The sequence below is a fragment of the Streptomyces cavernae genome (assembly GCF_004023625.1).
In the GTDB taxonomy this organism is placed as follows: domain Bacteria; phylum Actinomycetota; class Actinomycetes; order Streptomycetales; family Streptomycetaceae; genus Streptomyces; species Streptomyces cavernae.
The window spans coordinates 327,494-346,624 of sequence record NZ_RPDJ01000007.1 but is presented as its reverse complement, the minus strand read 5'-3'; the positions used below and the strand labels follow the sequence as shown (position 1 = coordinate 346,624).

Sequence of the window (19,131 nt, the reverse complement as noted above, 5' to 3'; positions counted from 1 at the left end):
GTGCCTCCTCAGGCGACGGCCGGGTTGCCGCAGCACTTCTTGTACTTCCGCCCCGAGTCGCACCAGCAGGGACCGTTGCGAGGGGGCGGCCAGGCCTCGGCCCGTCCAGTACGCGCGAGTTCGGCGGCGTACGCGGACCGTGTGCCCGGAGCATCCGGTGATCCGCCGTGCGCTGTCGCATACGCCTCCAGGTCCTGCACCGTCGCCCGGCCGACCGCCAGCTGTGTGCCACCGTCGTCCGAGATCTCCCGCAGGGTCCTCTCGACCTTGCGAAGGTGCTCGGCGTGGTCGTCGCCGTACGCCTCGGTCGCCTCGGGCCAGCGCTCCAGCAGTCCGGCGAACTCGTCCCGCGGCCAGTACAGGACGCATGTCGCCCGGAGACCGGCCCGGGCGGCGGGGTTCTCCGGCGACCCGTGCTCCAGCGCGGCGCCGAGTTCCTGCTCGAGCAGGTCGGGCCCGTGCTCCTCCAGCCGCTTGAGCCGCAGCGGGTCGTGGAGTTCGTCGAGCGGGCGGACGCGGCCGAGAAGCGCGGACGCTCGGCGCTCATGCAGTGCGTCGGCCACGTCGTCCCAGTCGTCGTGCGGCTCTCCGAGCAGCCGCCGCACCCGATGGCGGCCGGTCAGGAGCGTCTCCACGTCATAGGACTGCACGTTCGCCTCGACGGCGTCCACCGTCACCGCGCTGCCCGCGCCGAGGGCGTGCGTGACACCCGCCGTGTACCACTCGGCGGCCGTCTCGGTCTCGTGCTGCGCCTCGAAGGCCTCGGCGAGGAAGGTCCAGGCTCCGGCGTGCCGCGGGTGCCGCCTGCGGAAATCGGCGGCCCCCGCGGTGGCCTCCTCATCGCGCCCGGCGTCCCACAACGCGGTGATCCGGTAGGCGTCCACGAGGTCCGGTTCGGTGCACGCCCCCTCCTCCGGGGTGAGCAGCCGCTCGTACAGGGCGATCGCCTGCTCGTGCTCGCCCGCGTCGTTCCAGGAGTCGGCGGCCTCGAGCAGCAGCTCCTCACGTTCGTCCGGGTACTGCTCCGCGAGCTTCTCGTAATCCTGAGCCGCCTCGGGGTTCGTCAGCACCGAGCCGCTGGGGCGACGGGCGAAGGCGGGTTCCGCGGGCCGCGTCGTCCTTCGCCTGCCGCTCTTGCTGTCGGTTCGACGCTTGCTGGCCATGGGTTCACCGTAATGCGGCGGAAGTCGGGGCACCGTGCCACTGCCGGGGCAAAGGGGACTTCCGGTGTGCGCCGGACCGTGCGAGACGCTCCCCCGTGGGCACCGCGGCGGGAGCCGTCCACAATTCCGCGGAACGCCGTCGGTGAGACATGATTCACTGCCTCCGACGGCGACCAGCGGAGAGCTCCGTGAAGGGAATCCGACCCGTGCCCCATGAAATCGATCAGTCATTCCTGGCCCTTCCCCTGAGGGCCCTGGCGGACGCCGCGCTGGCGAGGGCCCGGGCGCTGGGGGCAGAGCACGCCGACTTCCGGCTCGAGCGGGTGCGCAGTGCGGCCTGGCGGCTCAGGGACGGCAAGCCGTCGGGGTCGTCCGACACCACCGATCTGGGGTTCGCGGTGCGGGTCGTGCACGGCGGGACCTGGGGGTTCGCGTCGGGAGTCGATCTGACGATGGACGCCGCCGCGAAGGTGGCCGCGCAGGCCGTAGCGATGGCCAAGCTGTCCGCGCAGGTCATCGAGGCCGCCGGGTCGGACGAACGCGTGGAGCTCGCCGACGAGCCGGTGCACAGCGAGAAGACCTGGGTCTCCGCGTACGAGATCGATCCGTTCACGGTGCCCGACGAGGAAAAAACGGGGCTGCTGGCCGAATGGAGCGCCCGGCTGCTGGCGGCGGACGGGGTCAGCCATGTCGACGCCTCTCTGCTGACGGTGCACGAGAACAAGTTCTACGCCGACACGGCGGGGACCGTGACCACGCAGCAGCGGGTGCGGCTGCATCCGCAGCTCACCGCCGTGTCCGTCGACGAGTCCAGCGGTGAGTTCGACTCGATGCGGACCATCGCGCCGCCCGTGGGGCGCGGCTGGGAGTATCTGCGGGGCACGGGCTGGAACTGGGAGGCGGAGCTCGCCGAGATCCCGGAACTGCTCGCGCAGAAGATGCGCGCCCCGAGTGTGGAGGCGGGGGTGTACGACCTCGTCGTCGATCCGTCCAACCTGTGGCTCACCATCCACGAGTCCATCGGGCACGCCACCGAGCTGGACCGCGCGCTCGGGTACGAGGCCGCTTACGCCGGGACCTCCTTCGCCACCTTCGACAAGCTCGGCAAGCTGAAGTACGGCTCCGACCTGATGAATGTCACCGGCGACCGCACCGCCGAGCACGGCCTCGCGACCATCGGGTACGACGACGAGGGCGTGGAGGCGCAGTCCTGGGACCTGGTGAAGGACGGGACGCTGGTGGGCTACCAGCTGGACCGGCGCATCGCGCGGCTCACCGGCTTCAAGCGGTCCAACGGGTGCGCGTACGCCGACTCCCCCGCCCATGTGCCGGTGCAGCGCATGGCCAACGTGTCCCTGCAGCCGGATCCGGGCGGGCTGTCCACGGAGGACCTCATCGGAGGCGTCGACCGCGGTATCTACGTCGTCGGGGACCGGTCCTGGTCGATCGACATGCAGCGCTACAACTTCCAGTTCACCGGTCAGCGGTTCTACCGGATCGAGAACGGGCGGCTCGCCGGGCAGCTGCGCGATGTCGCCTACCAGGCCACCACCACGGACTTCTGGGGTTCCATGGCGGCCGTCGGCGGGCCGCAGACGTACGTCCTGGGCGGTGCCTTCAACTGCGGCAAGGCCCAGCCGGGCCAGGTCGCCGCGGTCTCGCACGGCTGTCCGTCGGCCCTCTTCAAGGGCGTCAACATCCTCAACACCACCCAGGAGGCCGGTCGATGAGCGCCCCCAGCAACGGCAAGCCGCAGAAGCCGCACGAGGTCGTCGAGCGGGCCCTGGAGCTGTCCCGGGCCGACGGCTGCATCGTCATCGCCGACGAGCACTCCACCGCCAACCTGCGCTGGGCGGGCAACGCGCTGACCACGAACGGCGTCACACGCGGGCGCACGATCACCGTCATCGCGACCGTCGACGGCAAGGAGGGCACCGCCTCCGGAGTCGTCTCGCGCTCGGCCGTGACCGTCGACGAACTCGAGCCCGTGGTGCGTGCCGCCGAGGCCGCCGCACGCGGCGCGGGACCCGCCGAGGACGCCCAGCCGCTGATCACGGGTGTGCCCGCCTCGGCCGACTTCACCGACGCGCCGGCCGAGACGTCGTCCGCCGTCTTCGCGGACTTCGCGCCCGCGCTCGGCGAATCGTTCGCACGCGCGCGTGCCGGTGGACGCGAGCTGTACGGCTTCGCCAACCACGAGCTCGTCTCCAGCTACCTCGGCACGTCGACCGGGCTGCGGCTCAGGCACGACCAGCCGAACGGGACACTGGAGCTGAACGCGAAGTCGCCGGACCGTACGCGTTCGGCGTGGGCGGGGCGGTCGACGCGGGACTTCAAGGACGTCGATCCGGCGGCGCTGGACGCGGAGCTGGCGCAGCGGCTGGTGTGGGCCGAGCGGCGGATCGAGCTCCCGGCGGGGCGCTACGAGACGCTGCTGCCGCCGACGGCCGTGGCGGATCTGCTGATCTACCAGATGTGGTCGGCGTCCGCCCGGGACGCGGCCGAGGGGCGGACGGTGTTCTCGAAGCCGGGCGGTGGCACGCGCGTCGGCGAGAAGCTCACCGAGCTGCCGCTGACGCTGCGCAGCGACCCGCACGAGCCGGGCCTGGAGACTCCCCCGTTCGTGATCGCGCACTCGTCCGGGGACGACTTCTCGGTCTTCGACAACGGGCTGCCGGTGAGCACCACCGAATGGATCCGCGAGGGCCGGCTGGAGCGGCTGCTGACCACCCGGCACAGCGCCGCCCTGACCGGGCTGCCGCTGGCGCCGGCGCTCGGGAACCTGATCCTGGACGGCGGTGACGACCGCTCGCTGGAGGAGATGGTCGCCGGTACCGAGCGCGGGCTGCTGCTGACCTGCCTCTGGTACATCCGCGAGGTCGACCCGGCGACGCTGCTGCTGACCGGGCTGACCCGGGACGGGGTGTATCTCGTGGAGAACGGCGAGGTCACCGGTGAGGTGAACAACTTCCGGTTCAACGAGTCGCCGGTGGGTCTGCTGGGGCGGGCGACGGAGGCGGGGCGCACGGAGAAGACGCTGCCCAGGGAGTGGAGCGACTGGTTCACCCGGGCCGCGATGCCCCCCCTGCGCGTGCCGGACTTCAACATGAGCTCGGTCAGCCAGGGCGTGTGAGGCGCGGGGTCATAACCCGGTGAGCTCTGTCAGTCGGGGCGTATAACCTCGTAGTCGGCTGTCACTCGACAGCCGACTGATCATCCAAGGAGTACGAGAACCGTGACGGACATCGTCGACGAGCTGAAGTGGCGTGGGCTGATCGCCCTCTCCACCGATGAGGACGCACTGCGCAAGGCGTTCGCGGACGGTCCCGTCACGTTCTATTGCGGCTTCGACCCGACCGCGCCGAGTCTGCACCTCGGCAACCTCGTGCAGATCCTCACGATGCGCCGGATCCAGCAGGCGGGCCACCGCCCGCTGGCTCTGGTGGGGGGCGCGACGGGCCTGATCGGCGACCCGAAGCCGACCGCGGAGCGGACGCTTAACTCGCCGGAGGTCGTCGCCCAGTGGGTGGAGCGGCTGCGCGCGCAGATCGCGCCGCTGCTGGGCTTCGAGGGCCCGAACGCCGCGGTCATGGTCAACAACCTGGACTGGACCCAGGGCCTGTCGGCCATCGAGTTCCTGCGGGACATCGGCAAGCACTTCCGGGTCAACAAGATGATCGCGAAGGAGGCCGTGTCCCGGCGGCTGAACTCCGACGCGGGCATCAGCTACACCGAGTTCAGCTACCAGATCCTGCAGGGCATGGACTTCCTGCAGCTGTACCGCCGGTACAACTGCACCCTGCAGACCGGCGGCAGCGACCAGTGGGGCAACCTCACCTCCGGCACCGACCTGATCCACCGGGTGGAGCCCGAGGCCGTGGTGCACGCGCTGGGCACCCCGCTGATCACCAAGGCGGACGGCACCAAGTTCGGCAAGACCGAGTCCGGCACGGTCTGGCTGGACGCGGAGATGACGACGCCGTACGCGTTCTACCAGTTCTGGCTGAACGCGGACGACCGGGACGTCTCCAAGTTCCTGCGCATCTTCAGCTTTCGGTCCCGTGCCGAGATCGAGGAGCTGGAGAGGCAGACCGAGGAGCGTCCGCAGGCGCGTGCCGCGCAGCGCGCGCTGGCGGAGGAGCTGACGACGCTGGTGCACGGCGCGGACCAGACGGCCGCCGTGGTCGCCGCGTCCAAGGCCCTCTTCGGCCAGGGCGAGCTGACCGACCTGGACGACAGGACGCTGGCCGCGGCGCTCTCCGAGGTGCCGCACATCCGGGTCGCCGAGCTCGGCCCGGTGGTGGACCTGTTCGCGGAGGTCGGCCTGGTGGCCAGCAAGTCGGCGGCGCGGCGCACGGTGAAGGAGGGCGGCGCGTACGTGAACAACGTCAAGGTCACCGCCGAGGACGCCGTGCCGGCCCGGGAGGAGCTGCTGCACGGGCGGTGGCTGGTGCTGCGCCGGGGCAAGAAGAGCCTCGCGGCGGTGGAGGTCACCGGGGCCTGACCCCGAGGGCCGGAGACCTGCTCACATGTGCGCCTGAGGGGGCGGTTCCTTGTGAACCGCCCCTCAGGCGCGTTCCCGCCTCCCCTTGGCCGATGTGTAGAGCATCTCCCCGAGGAACACGAAGAGGACCGCCGCCGCGAGCTGCAGGCCGTGCCGGCCCCAGTCGATGCCTTCCGTGGCGGCGATACCGAGGCCCCGGGCGACCGCGTTGCCGACGATCCCTCCGAGCATGCCGAGGATCGTGGTCAGCCAGAGCGGGCAGTGCTGTTTGCCCGGCAGGATGAGCTTGGCCAGGATGCCCAGCACGAATCCCACGATGATCGCCCACAACCAGCCCATGGCTGCCTCCTCCGGCGGTTCCGCGCGGTACGGCTCCACGCGGGCGCTGTACCCAGCTTCCGTTGCGGCTCGGTACGGCGCATGCCGGGTGCGGCCATACGCGGTAAGGCGCACGCCGCGCGCCCTCCGGCGAGCCCGACCCGGTCTCGATGCCGTCGCTGCCGCGGCGTAACGTGGGCCTTGTTCGGGTCGGGTTCGCCGACGAGCGTGACCGGGCACGGGCGACGGGAGTCCGAAGCGGCAGGACGGTGGAACGTGATGCGGAAGCGGAGCAGCACCCAGGTCTTCCGGATCACAGGGGCCAGAAAGGGACTCGAAGCGGATGTACGGGGCAGGCAGCGCCGCTACGTCATCTCGATGTCGGTCCGCACGGTCTCGGTGATCCTCGCGGCTGTTCTCTGGAATGTCGAACGCCCGGTCGCGATCGTCGCGCTGGTGCTCGGCGCGACCCTCCCCTACATCGCCGTGGTGATCGCCAACGCGGGCCGCGAGAACGCGCCCTCGCTGCCCTCGACCTTCGTCTCGATGCCCCCTCGGCCGATGCTGGCGTCGTCGCACCAGGACGCCGCCGCCGACGACGACGCCGACCGCGACGACTACGCCGACCACGCGGAATCCGTACCGGAGGACGCGGCGGCCGGTGCGCGGCGCGAGCCTCGCGAACGAACCTGACCACGGCCGTTCCGGCGCACCCCGGCACGGGTCCCCCTGGCCGGGCGGCAAGCTCAAGAAATGCTCAGATCAATCATGTTGTTCCAGTGCCCGGCAGAGGGTACTCCGTGACATACTTCGTACGCGCTCCGCATCCCCCGTCGGAGCGACAGACCGACGCCGGGCAGCTCCCCCCGTGGCTGCTCGGCGTCGCCTTTTCCGCGTGTCCACCGTTAGGGTCAGGGCGTGATTCTCAACGCCCCCGGTTCCGACCCGTCCTCCCCGATCTGCTCCGCCAAGGGCTGCCGTGCCGACGCCGTGTGGGTGCTTGCGTGGAACAACCCGAAGCTGCACACCCCGGAGCGCCGCAAGACCTGGCTCGCCTGCGAGGAACACCGTGAGCACCTGTCGAAGTTCCTCGGTGTGCGCGGGTTCCTGAAGGACGTGGTCAGGCTGGCGGAGTGGGAGGCGCCGTCGCCGGAGCGGGGGGAAGCGTAGTCCCGGCTCCGTGCCCCGCATCCAGTGCCGCGGCAGCGTCGGGGCACTGGCTCCCGGCCCCGCCCGCTGCCGCGCGCCCGGCTCCCGGACGCGCTCGCTGCCCCGCGTCCGGCTCCCGGTCCCGCGCTCAGCCTCCGATCGCCGACATCGGCCGGTCCGGCTGCAGGAACGACGGATCGTCCAGCCCCGAGCCCGCCTTCTTGCCCCACATCGCCAGCCGCCAGATCCGGGCGAGTTCCTCGTCGGAGGCGTCCGAGCGGAGCGCGGCCCTGAGGTCGGTCTCCTCGCGGGCGAACAGGCACGTTCGTATCTGTCCGTCGGCCGTCAGTCGCGTACGGTCGCAGGCCGCGCAGAACGGGCGGGTGACCGAGGCGATCACGCCGACCCGGTGGGGGCCGCCGTCGACGAGCCAGCGCTCGGCCGGCGCGGAGCCGCGTTCGTCGGAGCCCTCGGGGGTGAGGTCGAAGCGGGTGCGCAGCGAGGCGAGGATGTCTCCCGCGGTGACCATGCCCTCGCGTTTCCAGCCGTGTTGGGCGTCCAGCGGCATCTGCTCGATGAAGCGCAGTTCGTAGTCATGTTCCACGGCCCAGGCGAGCAGGTCCGGGGCCTCGTCGTCGTTGAGCCCCGGCATCAGCACGGTGTTGACCTTGACCGGGGTCAGGCCGGCCGCGCGGGCTGCCTCGAGGCCGTCGAGGACGTCCTGGTGGCGGGCGCGGCGGGTCAGGGTCTTGAAGACGTCCGGGCGCAGGGTGTCCAGGGATACGTTGACCCGGTCCAGGCCCGCGGCCTTCAGGGCCTCGGCGGTGCGCCCGAGACCTATGCCGTTGGTGGTGAGGGACATCTGCGGGCGCGGCTCGAGTGCCGCCACGCGCTCCACGATGCCGACCAGGCCGGGGCGCAGCAGCGGTTCGCCGCCGGTGAAGCGGACCTCCTCGATGCCGAGCAGTCGGACCGCGACGTCGATGAGCCGGACCATCTCGTCGTCGGTGAGCAGATCGGGTTTGGCGAGCCACTGCAGGCCCTCCTCGGGCATGCAGTACGTACAGCGCAGATTGCACCGGTCCGTCAGCGAGACCCTCAGGTCGGTGGCCACTCGGCCGTAGGTGTCGATGAGCACGTGGGCCCCCTCCCTCGACGCGGATCACTTTCTCCGACACCAGCGAGCCTACGTGACGTCACTGACAACGGACACGGGCCCGCCGCGGCGACCGTGTCGGTCGGAGCGGCGGGCCCGTGCGAGTGGTGGGCCGACGAGCGGATCGACGAGTGGGTTAGTGCGCCCCGGTGCCGGTCAGGGAGCGCACCTCCAGCTCGGCGTACTTCTTGGTGTCGGGTTCCTCCTTGGACAGGATGGTCCCCAGCCAGCCCATGAAGAAGCCGAACGGGATCGAGATGATGCCCGGGTTCTTCAGCGGGAACCAGGCGAAGTCGACGTCGGGGAACATCGCCTTGGGGTCGCCGGAGACGACGGGCGAGAACAGCACCAGGCCGACCGCGACGATCAGGCCGCCGTAGATCGACCACAGCGCGCCCTGGGTGGTGAACCGCTTCCAGAACAGGCTGTAGAGGATGGTCGGCAGGTTGGCGGAGGCGGCGACCGCGAAGGCCAGCGCGACCAGGCCGGCCACGTTCAGGTCGCGGGCGAGGGCGCCCAGGCCGATGGAGACGATGCCGATGAACACGGTCGCCCAGCGGGCCGCACGGACCTCCTCCTCGCCGGTGGCCTGCCCCTTGCGGATGACGTTGGCGTAGATGTCGTGCGCGAAGGACGACGACGAGGCGAGGGTGAGGCCGGCGACCACGGCGAGGATCGTGGCGAAGGCGACCGCCGAGATCGTGGCGAGCAGGATCGCACCCCAGGCCGAGTCGACGCCGCCGAGGTGCAGGGCGAGCAGGGGTGCCGCCGTGTTGCCGGACGGGTTGGACGCGATGATCTCCTCCTGCGAGATCAGCGCGGCGGCGCCGAAGCCGAGGGCGAGGGTCATCAGGTAGAAGCCACCGATGATGCCGATCGCCCAGTTCACGGACTTACGGGCGGCCTTGGCCGTGGGCACCGTGTAGAAGCGGATCAGGATGTGCGGCAGACCGGCGGTGCCGAGGACGAGGGCGATGCCGAGGGAGACGAAGTCCAGCTTCGAGGTGCCGGTGGCGCCGTACTGCAGTCCCGGCTCCAGGAAGGCGGTGCCCTTGCCGCTGTTCTCGGCGGCCGAGCCGAGCAGGTCGGAGATGTTGAAGTTGAACTTCAGCAGCACCAGGAAGGTGATCAGGAGGGTGCCGCCGATGAGCAGCACGGCCTTGACCATCTGCACCCAGGTGGTGCCCTTCATGCCGCCGATGGAGACGTACACGATCATCAGGATGCCGACGAGGGCGACGATGCCGATCTTGCCGGCGTCGCTGGTGATGCCGAGCAGCAGCGAGACGAGCACGCCCGCGCCCGCCATCTGGGCCAGCAGATAGAAGATCGAGACGACGATCGTGGAGGTGCCGGCCGCGGTGCGGACGGGGCGCTGGCGCATGCGGTAGGCGAGGACGTCGCCCATCGTGTAGCGGCCGGAGTTGCGGAGCGGTTCGGCCACCAGGAGCAGGGCGACCAGCCAGGCGACCAGGAAGCCGATGGAGTAGAGGAAGCCGTCGTACCCGAAGAGGGCGATGGCGCCCGCGATGCCGAGGAACGACGCGGCCGACATGTAGTCGCCGGAGACGGCGAGGCCGTTCTGGAAGGCGCTGAACTGCCGTCCGCCGGCGTAGAAGTCGGCGGCGTCCTTGGTCTGGCGGCCCGCCCAGACGGTGATGACGAGCGTCGCCACGACGAACACCGCGAACAAGGAGATGATCAGCGGCCTGTGCTCGCTGGCCTGGTTCGCGGCGAGAAGGGTCTGCTGTGCGGGGCTCATGCGCCGCCCTCCATCCGGGACTTGATGGCTTCCGCCTTGGGGTCGAGCTTCGCTGCGGCGTGCCGCGAGTACCACCAGGCGATGAGGAATGTGGTGACGAACTGGGCGATGCCGAAGACGAAGGCGACGTTGATGTTGCCGAACAGCTTGGTGCCCATGAACCCGCCCGCGTAGTTGGAGAGCAGGACGTACAGCAGGTACCAGGCGATGAAGGCGACGGTCAGCGGAAACGCGAACGAGCGGTAGGAGCGGCGCAGTTCACCGAACTCAGCGCTCTCGTGAACCTCGACGAAGGCCTCCGTCGAGGGAAGGGTGGACGATGCCTTCGAAGGTGGCGGTGCGTCGGTAGCCACGGAGTCTCCTCGGGGTACGGGTGCGGTCACAGCGTGGGGAGCGGGGTCGGGTCGAGGTCGGAACTGGCTGAATAGAACGGTTGTCGATGGTGCAGACGCTCCCTGCCCAACGTCACGGCGGCGCGCCAGATGCGGTTCAACACACTGGCTTTCTTTCGGAACTCGTTGCTGACCAGGCACGACGGGGGATAGTTTCGCCCTGCATGCCTAGTCATGTACCTGCCCGAGCACCACCTGTGTTCGGGCAGTTCCGTTATCCGGATGATGTGGAGATCCCATGGCTCATCTGCGCTCCAGACGCCGCCTCGCCCTCGCGGCGCCGGTGGTGCTGTCGCTGACCGCCTCGCTCGGCTTCCTCCCGACGGCCGCGTCCGCCGCCGTGCCCGAGGTCCCCGCGGCGGCCGCCGCCGACGCCCCGAACCTCGCGTACGTGGTCAACACGAAGACCGACCACCTCACGATCGCGTCGGTGAAGCGGGCGATAGCGAAGGCCGACGGCAAGGTCGTCGCCACCTACGCGAAGATCGGCGTGATCGTCGTCCACTCCGCCAACCCGGACTTCGGCAAGCAGCTTCGGGCGGTGCGCGGTGTGCAGTCGGCCGGGGCGACCCGGACCACTCCGCTGGTGGCTGCGGGCACGACGGACGAGGGCGCGGCGCAGTACCTGTCCAAGGCGGAGGCCGCCGAGGCCGCGGCCGAGGCCGCCCCCGGCGAGGAGCCGCTCGAGGCCGACCAGTGGGACCTGCGCGCGATCGGCGCCGACAAGGCCGCCCAGATCAACCCGGGCAGCAAGAAGGTCACCGTCGCGGTCATCGACACCGGCGTCGACGACACCCACCCGGACCTCGCGCCGAACTTCTCCGCCTCGCAGTCGGCCAACTGCGTCGGCGGTGTCGCGGACACCAGCGAGGGGGCCTGGCGCCCGTACACCGCGGACGACTACCACGGCACGCACGTGGCCGGTGAGATCGCCGCGGCCCGCAACGGCGTCGGCGTCGCCGGTGTCGCACCCGGGGTGAAGGTCTCCGGCATCAAGGTCAGCGACCCCAACAACGGCCTCTTCTACCCCGAGAGCGTCGTCTGCGCGTTCGTGTTCGCCGCCGACAACGGCGTCGAGATCACGAACAACAGCTACTACGTCGACCCGTGGCTCTACAACTGCGTGGACGACCCGGACCAGAAGGCCATCGTCGACGCGGTCAACCGCGCCCAGCTCTACGCGCAGAGAAAGGGCACGCTCAACCTGGCCTCGGCGGGCAACTCCAACCACGACCTCGACTCGGACGCGATCGTGGACGACTCGAGCCCCGACGACTCCACCCCGGTCGAGCGCACCATCGACCCGCACGAGTGCTTCGACGTGCCCACCCAGCTGCCGGGTGTGGTCACCGTCAGCGCGACCGGCGTCAAGGGCGCCAAGTCGTACTACTCCACGTACGGCAAGGGCGTCATCGACGTCGCGGCGCCGGGCGGCGACCGGTACCAGATCCCGGACACGCCGTCGAAGAACGGGCGGATCCTGTCCACCATGCCGAACGGCCAGTACGCGTTCCTGCAGGGGACGTCGATGGCGTCGCCGCACGCCGCGGGTGTCGCCGCGCTGCTGAAGTCCCGGTACCCGTGGGCCAACGCCGCCCAGCTGCAGGCCCTGTTGAAGGCGACGGCCGACAAGACGGCGTGCCCGTCGGAGCCTTACGACGGCAACGGCGACGGCGTCGTGGACGCGACCTGTGTGGGTCCCAAGTGGCGCAACGGCTTCTACGGTGACGGAATCGTCAACGCTCTGAAGGCCGTCAAGTAGGGCCGTCAGGCCCCAGCGTCAAGCAAATACGTCAAGTAAGGCTCGAACCACCGCGTTTGAGAGGTACTTGCCCCGAGGCAGATGAAGAGCAGCACTCACCACTGCCTCGGGGGTACCACCCCTCCCGCACGGCTCGCTGGTACCGAGAACGAACTGGAGATTCCATGACAGCGCCCCACGCGCGCTCCCGCCGCGCCGTGGCCCTTCCGCTCGGAATGGCGATGACGACGGCACTGGCCTTCCTGCCGAGCGCCTCCGCGACGGCCCTGGAGGCAGATGTCCGGGCCCCCCGCTCCGCCACCGCCGCGCCCGACGCGGACGCCCCCGCGCTGAGCTATGTGGTCAACGTGCGCCCGGGTTACGGCACTTCACCCAAGGTGAAGAAGGCCATCACCGCGGCCGGCGGCACCATCGTGACGTCCTACGACAAGATCGGCGTGATCGTCGTCCACTCGTCGAACGCCGACTTCGCCAAGGAAATACGCAAGGTGCGGGGCGTGGACTCGGCCGGGGCGACACGGACGGCGCCGCTGCCCGCGGCGTCGACGACCGACGTCGGCACGCCGGTCGCGCTCACCTCCGAGCAGGTGACGAAGGCTCAGGCGGCCGAGGGTCAGGACCCGTTGGAGCCGCTGCAGTGGGACCTGCCGGCGATCAAGGCCGACCAGGCGCACAAGAAGTCGCTGGGCAGCAAGAAGGTGACGGTCGCCGTCATCGACACCGGTGTCGACGACACCCACCCGGACATCGCGCCCAATTTCGACCGCGAGGCGTCGGTCAACTGCGTGACGGGCAAGCCGGACACGACGGACGGGGCATGGCGGCCGAGCGCGTCCGAGAGCCCGCACGGCACGCATGTGGCGGGTGAGATCGCTGGCGCCAAGAACGGCGTCGGCATCACCGGTGTCGCGCCCGGTGTGAAGGTCTCGGGCATCAAGGTGTCGACCACGGCCGGCTTCTTCTACACCGAGGCGGTGGTCTGTGGCTTCGTATGGGCCGCCGAGCACGGCGTCGACGTGACCAACAACAGCTATTACACCGACCCCTGGTACTTCAACTGCAAGGACGACCCGGACCAGAAGGCCCTGGTCGAGGCGATCACCCGGGCCTCCCGGTACGCGGAGAGGAAGGGCGCGGTGAACGTCGCCGCGGCCGGCAACGAGAACTACGACCTCGCGGCCGACGAGATCACCGACCCGGTCTCCCCGAACGACTCCACGCCCACGGAGCGGGTCGTCGACCCCTCCAAGTGCTATGACATCCCGACCCAGTTGCCGGGTGTCGTGACCGTCGCGGCGACGGGTGCCAAGGGCATCAAGTCGTCGTTCTCGAACTACGGCAAGGGCGTCGTCGACATCGCGGCCCCCGGTGGCGACTCGACGGCGTACCAGAAGCCCGAACCCCCGGCCACCAGCGGTCTGATCCTCGGCCCGCTGCCCGGCGCCAAGTGGGGCTACATGGCGGGCACCTCGATGGCGTCCCCGCACGTCGCGGGCGTGGCGGCACTGATCAAGTCGACCCACCCGTACGCCTCCCCGGCCCTGGTCAAGGCCCTGCTGTACGCCGAGGCGGACGACACCCCCTGCACCAAGCCGTACGACATCGACGGCGACGGCAAGGTCGACGCCGTCTGCGAGGGCGGCAAGAACCGCAACGGTTTCTACGGGGCGGGCATCGCGGACGCACTGGACGCGGTGACCAAGTAGACGCCGGAGGGCGCGCAGGTGACGACCGGGCCGGACGGGGCGACCGTCCGGCCCGGTCGCGTCGGTGACCGGGCGTACCCGAGATGCATAGTGGCGTCATGACACATGCGGCGTTGGGTGGGGCCTGGGCTGCCCTCGGCGGGGATGCGGAGTTGCTGCCACGGGCCTTCGTGGTCCTGCGGGACGGGTTCCTGCCGGCGCGGTTGCCGGTGCGGGCACTGGCGCGTGGGTGCGTCGGGGCCTGTGCCCTGGCCGCCGCGGAGCTGCACGCACGGCGGTGCGGCGGCGGGGTTCCCGCGGTGCGGGTGGACGACGGGGCGGTGGCCGCGGCCTTCCACAGCGAGCGGCATCTGCTGGTGGACGGGCGGGCGCCCGTCTCCTTCGCACCGCTGTCGCGGTTCTGGCGCACGGCGGACGGGTGGGTGCGCACGCACGCGAACTATCCGCACCACCGTGAGCGGCTGCTGGGCGCGCTGGGGCTGGCCTGCGAGGCCTCCGTCGACACCGTCGCCGGGGAGCTCGCCGGGCGGTCCGCCGCGGAGGTCGAGGAGGCCGTGTACGCGGCCGGCGGACTCGCCGTCGCCCTGCGGACGCCCGAGGAGTGGGCCGCGCACGAGCAGGGGCGCGCGGTGGCCGAACGGGGCCTGCTGCACCGGAGCGTGGTCCCCGGCCCCGAGTCGTCCGGGCCCCGGCGGCTGTCCGCCGCACCGCGCCCCGCGGAGGGGGTGCGCGTCCTCGACCTCACCCGCGTGCTCGCGGGGCCCGTCGCCACCCGCACCCTCGCCCTGCTCGGTGCCGACGTGCTGCGCGTCGACGCGCCGCACCTGCCCGAACTCGCCGACCAGCACGCCGACACCGGCTTCGGCAAGCGCTCCACCACCCTGGATCTGACCCGGGACGCCGACCGCCGTACCTTCGAGGAACTGCTCGCCGGGGCCGACGTCGTCGTCACCGGCTACCGTCCCGGCGCCCTGGACCCCTTCGGACTCGCCGCGGAGGACCTGGCCGCGCGGCGCCCCGGGCTGGTGGTGGCGCAGCTGTCGGCCTGGGGCGCGTACGGGCCGTGGGGCGGGCGCCGCGGGTTCGACAGCCTGGTGCAGGTCGCCACGGGCATCGCGGCGACCGAGGGGTCGCCGGAGGAGCCCGGCGCGCTGCCCGCGCAGGCCCTTGATCACGGCACCGGCTATCTGCTGGCCGCGGGGGTGCTGCGGGCGCTGACCGAGCAGACGGCGGAAGGCGGCACCCGGCTGGTACGACTGGCGCTGACGCAGACGGCGCGCTGGCTGACGAGCGGGTTCGCCGAGCCGGTGGCAGGCGGTGAACCGGTGGGTGAACAGGCCGCACCCGGCTCGTACGACCCGCAGGATCCCGGCCCCTGGCTCGCCGAAACCGACAGCCCGCTCGGGAGACTGCGTTACGCTCGCTCCCCCGTTTCCTTCGCCGGTGGTCCCGTCGGCTGGACGCGACCGCCGGGGCCCTGGGGCGGCGATTCGCCCCGCTGGCGATGAGCCGAACTTTGTCCGGAAGCGTATTGCTGGGCGGAATGTCCTGGCGCCAGTTGCTTTCCGGAACTTGCCCGGATGTGCGGGACTGGTGAAGATCCTTGGGGTGAGCTCGATAAGACCGATACCCGATGCGCCCGCCGCCGAAGGACCCGAACACCGGGCCGGTATCGGACGCGCCGTCGCCCTGCTCGTCCTGGTGGGCGCCGCCGCCCTGATACCGCTGCTCGGCCCGCGCGTCGCACTGGACGGCACGGGCGAGGCCGCGGCCCCCGGGGTCGGCAGCATCACGTTGCTGCGCACGGTCATGTTCGCGGCGCTGTGCATACCCGTCGGCGAGGTGTTCACGACATGGCTGGCCCGCCGGGTGCCGGGCGGGCCGCCGCCGCGGAAGTCGCCCAGCAGTTGGTCCGTGCTCTCGGCGGGCGCGGGCTTCGTCGCCGCGCTGGCGCTCGCCTCGGTGGTGTCCACCGGCAATCTGATACCGCAGCAGCTCTCCGACATCGACATCGGAGGGCTCTACGAGACCCGGGACGGCAAGCTCGCCCTCCTGGAGGTCAACGCCTTCCTCGCGGCCGGACTGTGCGCCCAGTCCCGGAGGCCGGCCACTCAGCTGCTCCCTCTGTCCGCCGTCGCCGTCGCGGAGGCGCTGCGGGCGCACCCCACGGTGGAGGACAGCCCGCTGATCGGTTCGGGGCTGACGCTCATCCACGTCGTCTGTTCGTCGCTGTGGGTGGGCGGTCTGCTGTACGTCCTGCGGACGGTGCGGGTGTGGCGGGGCACCGCCCCGGGGCCGGCCGCCGCGCTGATCGGCCTCTACGCGCGCGTGGCGGCCGTGCTGCTCGCGGCGATCACCGCGACGGGGCTGTGCAGCACTCTGCGCCGGATGCCGCCGTCGACCGTTCTGGATCAGCTGACGGAGACGGCGTACGGGCGCACACTTCTGGCCAAAACGCTCCTCGTCGTGGTGGTCGCGGCGCTGGCGCTGACCGCGCGGCTGCGGCTGGGCCGGGCGTCCGACCCGCTGACCGCCTGCACTCCGGCGCGGGCCGAGCTGGTGGTGCTGGGGCTGGTGGTCGCGGTGTCGGCGCTCCTCACGGCGTTGCCGGTGCCGATCCGCTGGTGAGTGGTGCGGGGGCGGCTGAAAGCACCTCCGCCCCCGCAGGGTTGGGGGATGAACTCACCGGACGCGCGCCGGCCTCACCAGACGCGCACCGACCCGCCCGGGGCGAACACCGGGCTCGTCGCGTCGGCCGGTGGCTCGGGCAGCGGCTGCGCCAGCTCCTCCACCGTCGGGCCCACCTTCGCCGCGAGCGGGTCCAGCAGTCCGAGGTCGAAGCCGTACACCCGGGCCGCGTTGCCGCCGGCCATCGCCGCGACCTCCTCGCGCGGCAGTCCCGCGTACGCGATGCGCAGGCCCTCCCGGGAGTACGGGTAGGTCCCCTCGTCGTGCGGGTAGTCGCTGCCCCACATGATCTTGTCGAGGCCGATACGGTCCCGCAGTGGCACCTCGTGCGGGCGCATGAAGCTGGCGCCCACGTAGCAATTGTCCCGCCAGACCTCGGAGGGTCCCTTGCCCATCGAGGCGGCGAGCCCGGCACCGAACTTCGACTCCGCCGTCGACGCCCGGGCGGCGGCCGCCACCAACCGGCCGTGGTAGTAGTCCAGCATGTCCAGCACTCCGGGGATCCAGCCCGAGCCCTGCTCGGTCAGCACCAGCTTCAGACCCGGGTGACGGCGGAAGGCGCCGCCGAACACCAGGTGCCACAGCGCCCGGTGCGAGAACCACGTCGTCTCCACCATGAAGACCGCCCGGGCCGCCGGTTCGTCGCCGAGCGGCGGGGAGGCGGAGCCCGCGTGGTGGTTCACGGGGACGTCCAGTTCCTCACAGACCGCCCAGATCGGGTCGTACGTCGACGAGTACAGCTCCGGCAGGCCCGAGCCCGGCGGGGTGCCGGGGAGCAGGAGACCGCCCTTCAGCCCCGCCCCGACGGCCCACCGGATCTCCTTCACCGCCTCCTCGACGTCGCCCAGGAGGATCTGGAAGACGCCCGCCCGGCGTCCCGGTGCCGCCGCGCAGAAGTCCGCCAGCCAGCGGTTGTGAGCCCTCAGGCCGGCCCAGCGCCGCTCGAACTCCTCGGCCGTGGGAGCCGGCGCCATCAGCGAACCGGACGGGAAGAACGGCGGGATGGTGTTGGGGAACACCACCTCCGCCACGATGCCGTCCTCCTCCAGCTCCGCCAGCCGCCGCTCGGAGTTCCAGTTCTTGTCGGCGGTGTCGGCGAGCAGGTCCTCGTACGGATTGACGTACGTGGCCGCCCACGCGTCGAACTCGTCGTGGTACTTCGACGCCAGGTACGGCTTGTAGTCCAGCAGGTCCGCGCCCGCGTGGCAGTCGGCCGAGATCACCGTGTAGCGGTCCTCCGTGCTCACCGGTCCACCCCCAGCGCCGGGAAGTCGTGGTCGGTCAGCCAGTGCCGGCCCACCTCGCGCGAACGCGCCCAGGACGCCTCGACCGCGGACTGGTCGTCGCTCTGCCCGAGTTCGGCCGGGGTCGGGCCGATGCGCCGGGCCAGCGGGGTCAGCTTCGCCACGTCGAAGCCGAACACCTCCGCCGCCGCGAGGCCCAGCATGCGGCGGGTCTCCGCCACCGGGATGTCATGGAAGGTCCGCTTCAGCCACGCGCGCGTGTCGGGCCAGGTGCCCTCGGGATGCGGGAAGTCGCTGCCCCAGAGGATGTTGTCGACGCCGATCTCGTAGCGCTGGGCCAGCTCGCGGCGTTTGGTGTTGGTGGCGCAGATGAAGACCTGCCGGTCCAGGTACTCGTGCGGGGGCCGCCTCAGTTCCGCGAACGGCGAGAGCTTCTTGCCGCCGTGCGCGCCCAGGTAGAGCCGGTCCATGAACCACAGCAGGTTCGGCAGCCACCAGCAGCCCGACTCGGCCACGCCGAACCTCAGGCCCGGGTGGCGCTCGAAGACGCCCGACCACAGCAGGAACCACAGCGGACGGGCCGGCCACCAGGTGACCTCGGAGACATAGATCCCCAGGTGGTCGCCGTACTCGTGCCGGGGCGCCGCTCCCGAGTGGGTGACGACCGGCATTCCGCACTCGGCTGCCGCCGCCCACACCGGGTCGTAACGGCGGTCGTGGTACGGCTCCTTGTCGACCCACATGGAGGGGATCATCAGCGCGCCCAGCCCCGTCTCCTTGGCACGGTGGATCTCGGCCACAACTTTCGGCACCTCTGCCGTGATCGGCAGCAGGGCCACACCGCAGTGCCGTTCGGGGTTTTCGGACACGAAGTCGGCGAGCCAGCGGTTGTGCGCCTGCGCGCCCGCCATCCCGAGCTCCGGGTTCTGGTCGCCGGAGAGACCGAGCCCGACCCCGAAGGGCGCGGCGGTCTGGCTGTCCACGGCGTCGGCGTCCGGGAAGACCACCTCGCCCGCGACCCCGTCCCCGTCGAGTTCCTTGAGCCGCTGCGCGGTGTCCCAGCCACCGCGCAGCCCCTCCTCGTTGTCGTGGAACCACTTGCTGGCGAAGGCCTCGTTGCGGATGCCGAGGCGCGTCATCTCCTCCCGGCGCCGGTCCCGTCCCGCGAGGAACTCGTCGAAGTCCCGGTGGAACCGGGCGTCCAGATACGGCCGGTACTCCTCGGTGGGCAGCCCGGCGTGGCAGTCGGAGGAGATGATCAGGTAGGGGTCCTGGTCGGTCACCACG

The 19,131-nt window shown here is 71.0% G+C and carries 16 protein-coding genes; 9 read left to right on the top strand and 7 right to left on the bottom strand.

Going from position 1 to position 19,131, the window contains the following annotated elements; translation table 11 throughout:
• Window positions 1–8: 8 nt before the first annotated feature.
• Window positions 9–1,163 (bottom strand): SEC-C metal-binding domain-containing protein, encoded by a 1,155-nt coding sequence (locus EF387_RS20025; protein WP_128377949.1) that lies wholly within the window; start codon window positions 1,161–1,163, stop codon window positions 9–11.
• A 206-nt stretch (window positions 1,164–1,369) separates the two neighbouring features.
• On the opposite strand from EF387_RS20025, the gene EF387_RS20020 reads away from it, so the two are divergent.
• The 3 genes from EF387_RS20020 to tyrS all read left to right on the top strand — a co-directional run bounded on the left by EF387_RS20020 (window position 1,370) and on the right by tyrS (window position 5,667).
• Window positions 1,370–2,893 carry a TldD/PmbA family protein gene (locus EF387_RS20020; RefSeq protein WP_128377948.1) on the top strand — a complete coding sequence of 508 codons (1,524 nt, stop codon included), beginning with the start codon at window positions 1,370–1,372 and terminating at the stop codon, window positions 2,891–2,893.
• Window positions 2,890–4,296 (top strand): TldD/PmbA family protein, encoded by a 1,407-nt coding sequence (locus tag EF387_RS20015; RefSeq protein ID WP_128377947.1) that lies wholly within the window; start codon window positions 2,890–2,892, stop codon window positions 4,294–4,296. The genes EF387_RS20020 and EF387_RS20015 overlap by 4 nt, the downstream gene beginning before the upstream one ends.
• Window positions 4,297–4,398: 102 nt before the next feature.
• On the top strand, window positions 4,399–5,667 hold the full coding sequence (tyrS, locus tag EF387_RS20010) for a tyrosine--tRNA ligase (RefSeq protein WP_128377946.1): 1,269 nt from the start codon (window positions 4,399–4,401) through the stop codon (window positions 5,665–5,667).
• A gap of 63 nt (window positions 5,668–5,730) precedes the next feature.
• On the opposite strand, the gene EF387_RS20005 is transcribed toward tyrS, so the two are convergent.
• Window positions 5,731–6,006 (bottom strand): GlsB/YeaQ/YmgE family stress response membrane protein, encoded by a 276-nt coding sequence (locus EF387_RS20005; RefSeq protein ID WP_128377995.1) that lies wholly within the window; start codon window positions 6,004–6,006, stop codon window positions 5,731–5,733.
• A 258-nt stretch (window positions 6,007–6,264) separates the two neighbouring features.
• Between EF387_RS20005 and EF387_RS20000 the strand changes: the two genes are divergently transcribed.
• Together EF387_RS20000 and EF387_RS19995 are read left to right on the top strand one after the other, a co-directional pair.
• A complete protein-coding gene (locus tag EF387_RS20000) occupies window positions 6,265–6,678 on the top strand; it encodes a DUF3099 domain-containing protein (RefSeq protein ID WP_202918319.1) in 414 nt (137 codons plus the stop codon).
• A 225-nt stretch (window positions 6,679–6,903) separates the two neighbouring features.
• Entirely contained in the window at window positions 6,904–7,155 is a 252-nt protein-coding gene (locus tag EF387_RS19995; RefSeq protein WP_128377944.1) for a hypothetical protein, read from the top strand.
• A 127-nt stretch (window positions 7,156–7,282) separates the two neighbouring features.
• Here EF387_RS19995 and moaA read toward each other — a convergent pair whose 3' ends face one another.
• The 3 genes from moaA to EF387_RS19980 all read right to left on the bottom strand — a co-directional run bounded on the left by moaA (window position 7,283) and on the right by EF387_RS19980 (window position 10,405).
• Complete coding sequence (gene moaA / locus EF387_RS19990) at window positions 7,283–8,272, bottom strand: GTP 3',8-cyclase MoaA (protein ID WP_128377943.1); 990 nt, start codon at window positions 8,270–8,272, stop codon at window positions 7,283–7,285.
• A 154-nt stretch (window positions 8,273–8,426) separates the two neighbouring features.
• The gene (locus EF387_RS19985) at window positions 8,427–10,052 is read right to left on the bottom strand and encodes a solute symporter family protein (protein WP_128377942.1); all 1,626 of its coding nucleotides are present in this window, start codon (window positions 10,050–10,052) and stop codon (window positions 8,427–8,429) included.
• Window positions 10,049–10,405 (bottom strand): DUF485 domain-containing protein, encoded by a 357-nt coding sequence (locus EF387_RS19980; protein ID WP_128377941.1) that lies wholly within the window; start codon window positions 10,403–10,405, stop codon window positions 10,049–10,051. The genes EF387_RS19985 and EF387_RS19980 overlap by 4 nt, the downstream gene beginning before the upstream one ends.
• A 277-nt stretch (window positions 10,406–10,682) precedes the next feature.
• On the opposite strand from EF387_RS19980, the gene EF387_RS19975 reads away from it, so the two are divergent.
• The 4 genes from EF387_RS19975 (at window position 10,683) to EF387_RS19960 (ending at window position 16,540) form a co-directional block, all read left to right on the top strand.
• Window positions 10,683–12,206, top strand: a complete 1,524-nt coding sequence (locus EF387_RS19975; RefSeq protein ID WP_128377940.1) for a S8 family peptidase — start codon at window positions 10,683–10,685, stop codon at window positions 12,204–12,206.
• Window positions 12,207–12,370: 164 nt separating this feature from the next.
• Window positions 12,371–13,912 (top strand): S8 family peptidase, encoded by a 1,542-nt coding sequence (locus EF387_RS19970; protein WP_128377939.1) that lies wholly within the window; start codon window positions 12,371–12,373, stop codon window positions 13,910–13,912.
• 98 nt (window positions 13,913–14,010) lie between these two features.
• Complete coding sequence (locus tag EF387_RS19965) at window positions 14,011–15,420, top strand: CoA transferase (protein ID WP_128377938.1); 1,410 nt, start codon at window positions 14,011–14,013, stop codon at window positions 15,418–15,420.
• Window positions 15,421–15,520: 100 nt separating this feature from the next.
• On the top strand, window positions 15,521–16,540 hold the full coding sequence (locus tag EF387_RS19960) for a CopD family protein (RefSeq protein ID WP_128377937.1): 1,020 nt from the start codon (window positions 15,521–15,523) through the stop codon (window positions 16,538–16,540).
• Window positions 16,541–16,614: 74 nt separating this feature from the next.
• On the opposite strand, the gene EF387_RS19955 is transcribed toward EF387_RS19960, so the two are convergent.
• Window positions 16,615–17,847 carry an amidohydrolase family protein gene (locus tag EF387_RS19955; protein WP_128377936.1) on the bottom strand — a complete coding sequence of 411 codons (1,233 nt, stop codon included), beginning with the start codon at window positions 17,845–17,847 and terminating at the stop codon, window positions 16,615–16,617.
• On the bottom strand, window positions 17,844–19,127 hold the full coding sequence (locus EF387_RS19950) for an amidohydrolase family protein (RefSeq protein WP_128377935.1): 1,284 nt from the start codon (window positions 19,125–19,127) through the stop codon (window positions 17,844–17,846). Before EF387_RS19950 ends, EF387_RS19955 begins: the two co-directional genes overlap by 4 nt.
• Window positions 19,128–19,131: the final 4 nt, after the last annotated feature.

Excerpts from the sequence above, each read along its gene's own strand:
- EF387_RS19965 (WP_128377938.1), top strand. The coding sequence starts at position 14,011 with ATGACACATGCGGCGTTGGGTGGGGCCTGGGCTGCCCTCGGCGGGGAT.
- EF387_RS19970 (WP_128377939.1), top strand. The coding sequence starts at position 12,371 with ATGACAGCGCCCCACGCGCGCTCCCGCCGCGCCGTGGCCCTTCCGCTC.
- EF387_RS19975 (WP_128377940.1), top strand. The coding sequence starts at position 10,683 with ATGGCTCATCTGCGCTCCAGACGCCGCCTCGCCCTCGCGGCGCCGGTG.
- EF387_RS20025 (WP_128377949.1), bottom strand. The coding sequence starts at position 1,163 with ATGGCCAGCAAGCGTCGAACCGACAGCAAGAGCGGCAGGCGAAGGACG.
- EF387_RS20015 (WP_128377947.1), top strand. The coding sequence starts at position 2,890 with ATGAGCGCCCCCAGCAACGGCAAGCCGCAGAAGCCGCACGAGGTCGTC.
- EF387_RS20000 (WP_202918319.1), top strand. The coding sequence starts at position 6,265 with ATGCGGAAGCGGAGCAGCACCCAGGTCTTCCGGATCACAGGGGCCAGA.
- EF387_RS19985 (WP_128377942.1), bottom strand. The coding sequence starts at position 10,052 with ATGAGCCCCGCACAGCAGACCCTTCTCGCCGCGAACCAGGCCAGCGAG.
- EF387_RS20005 (WP_128377995.1), bottom strand. The coding sequence starts at position 6,006 with ATGGGCTGGTTGTGGGCGATCATCGTGGGATTCGTGCTGGGCATCCTG.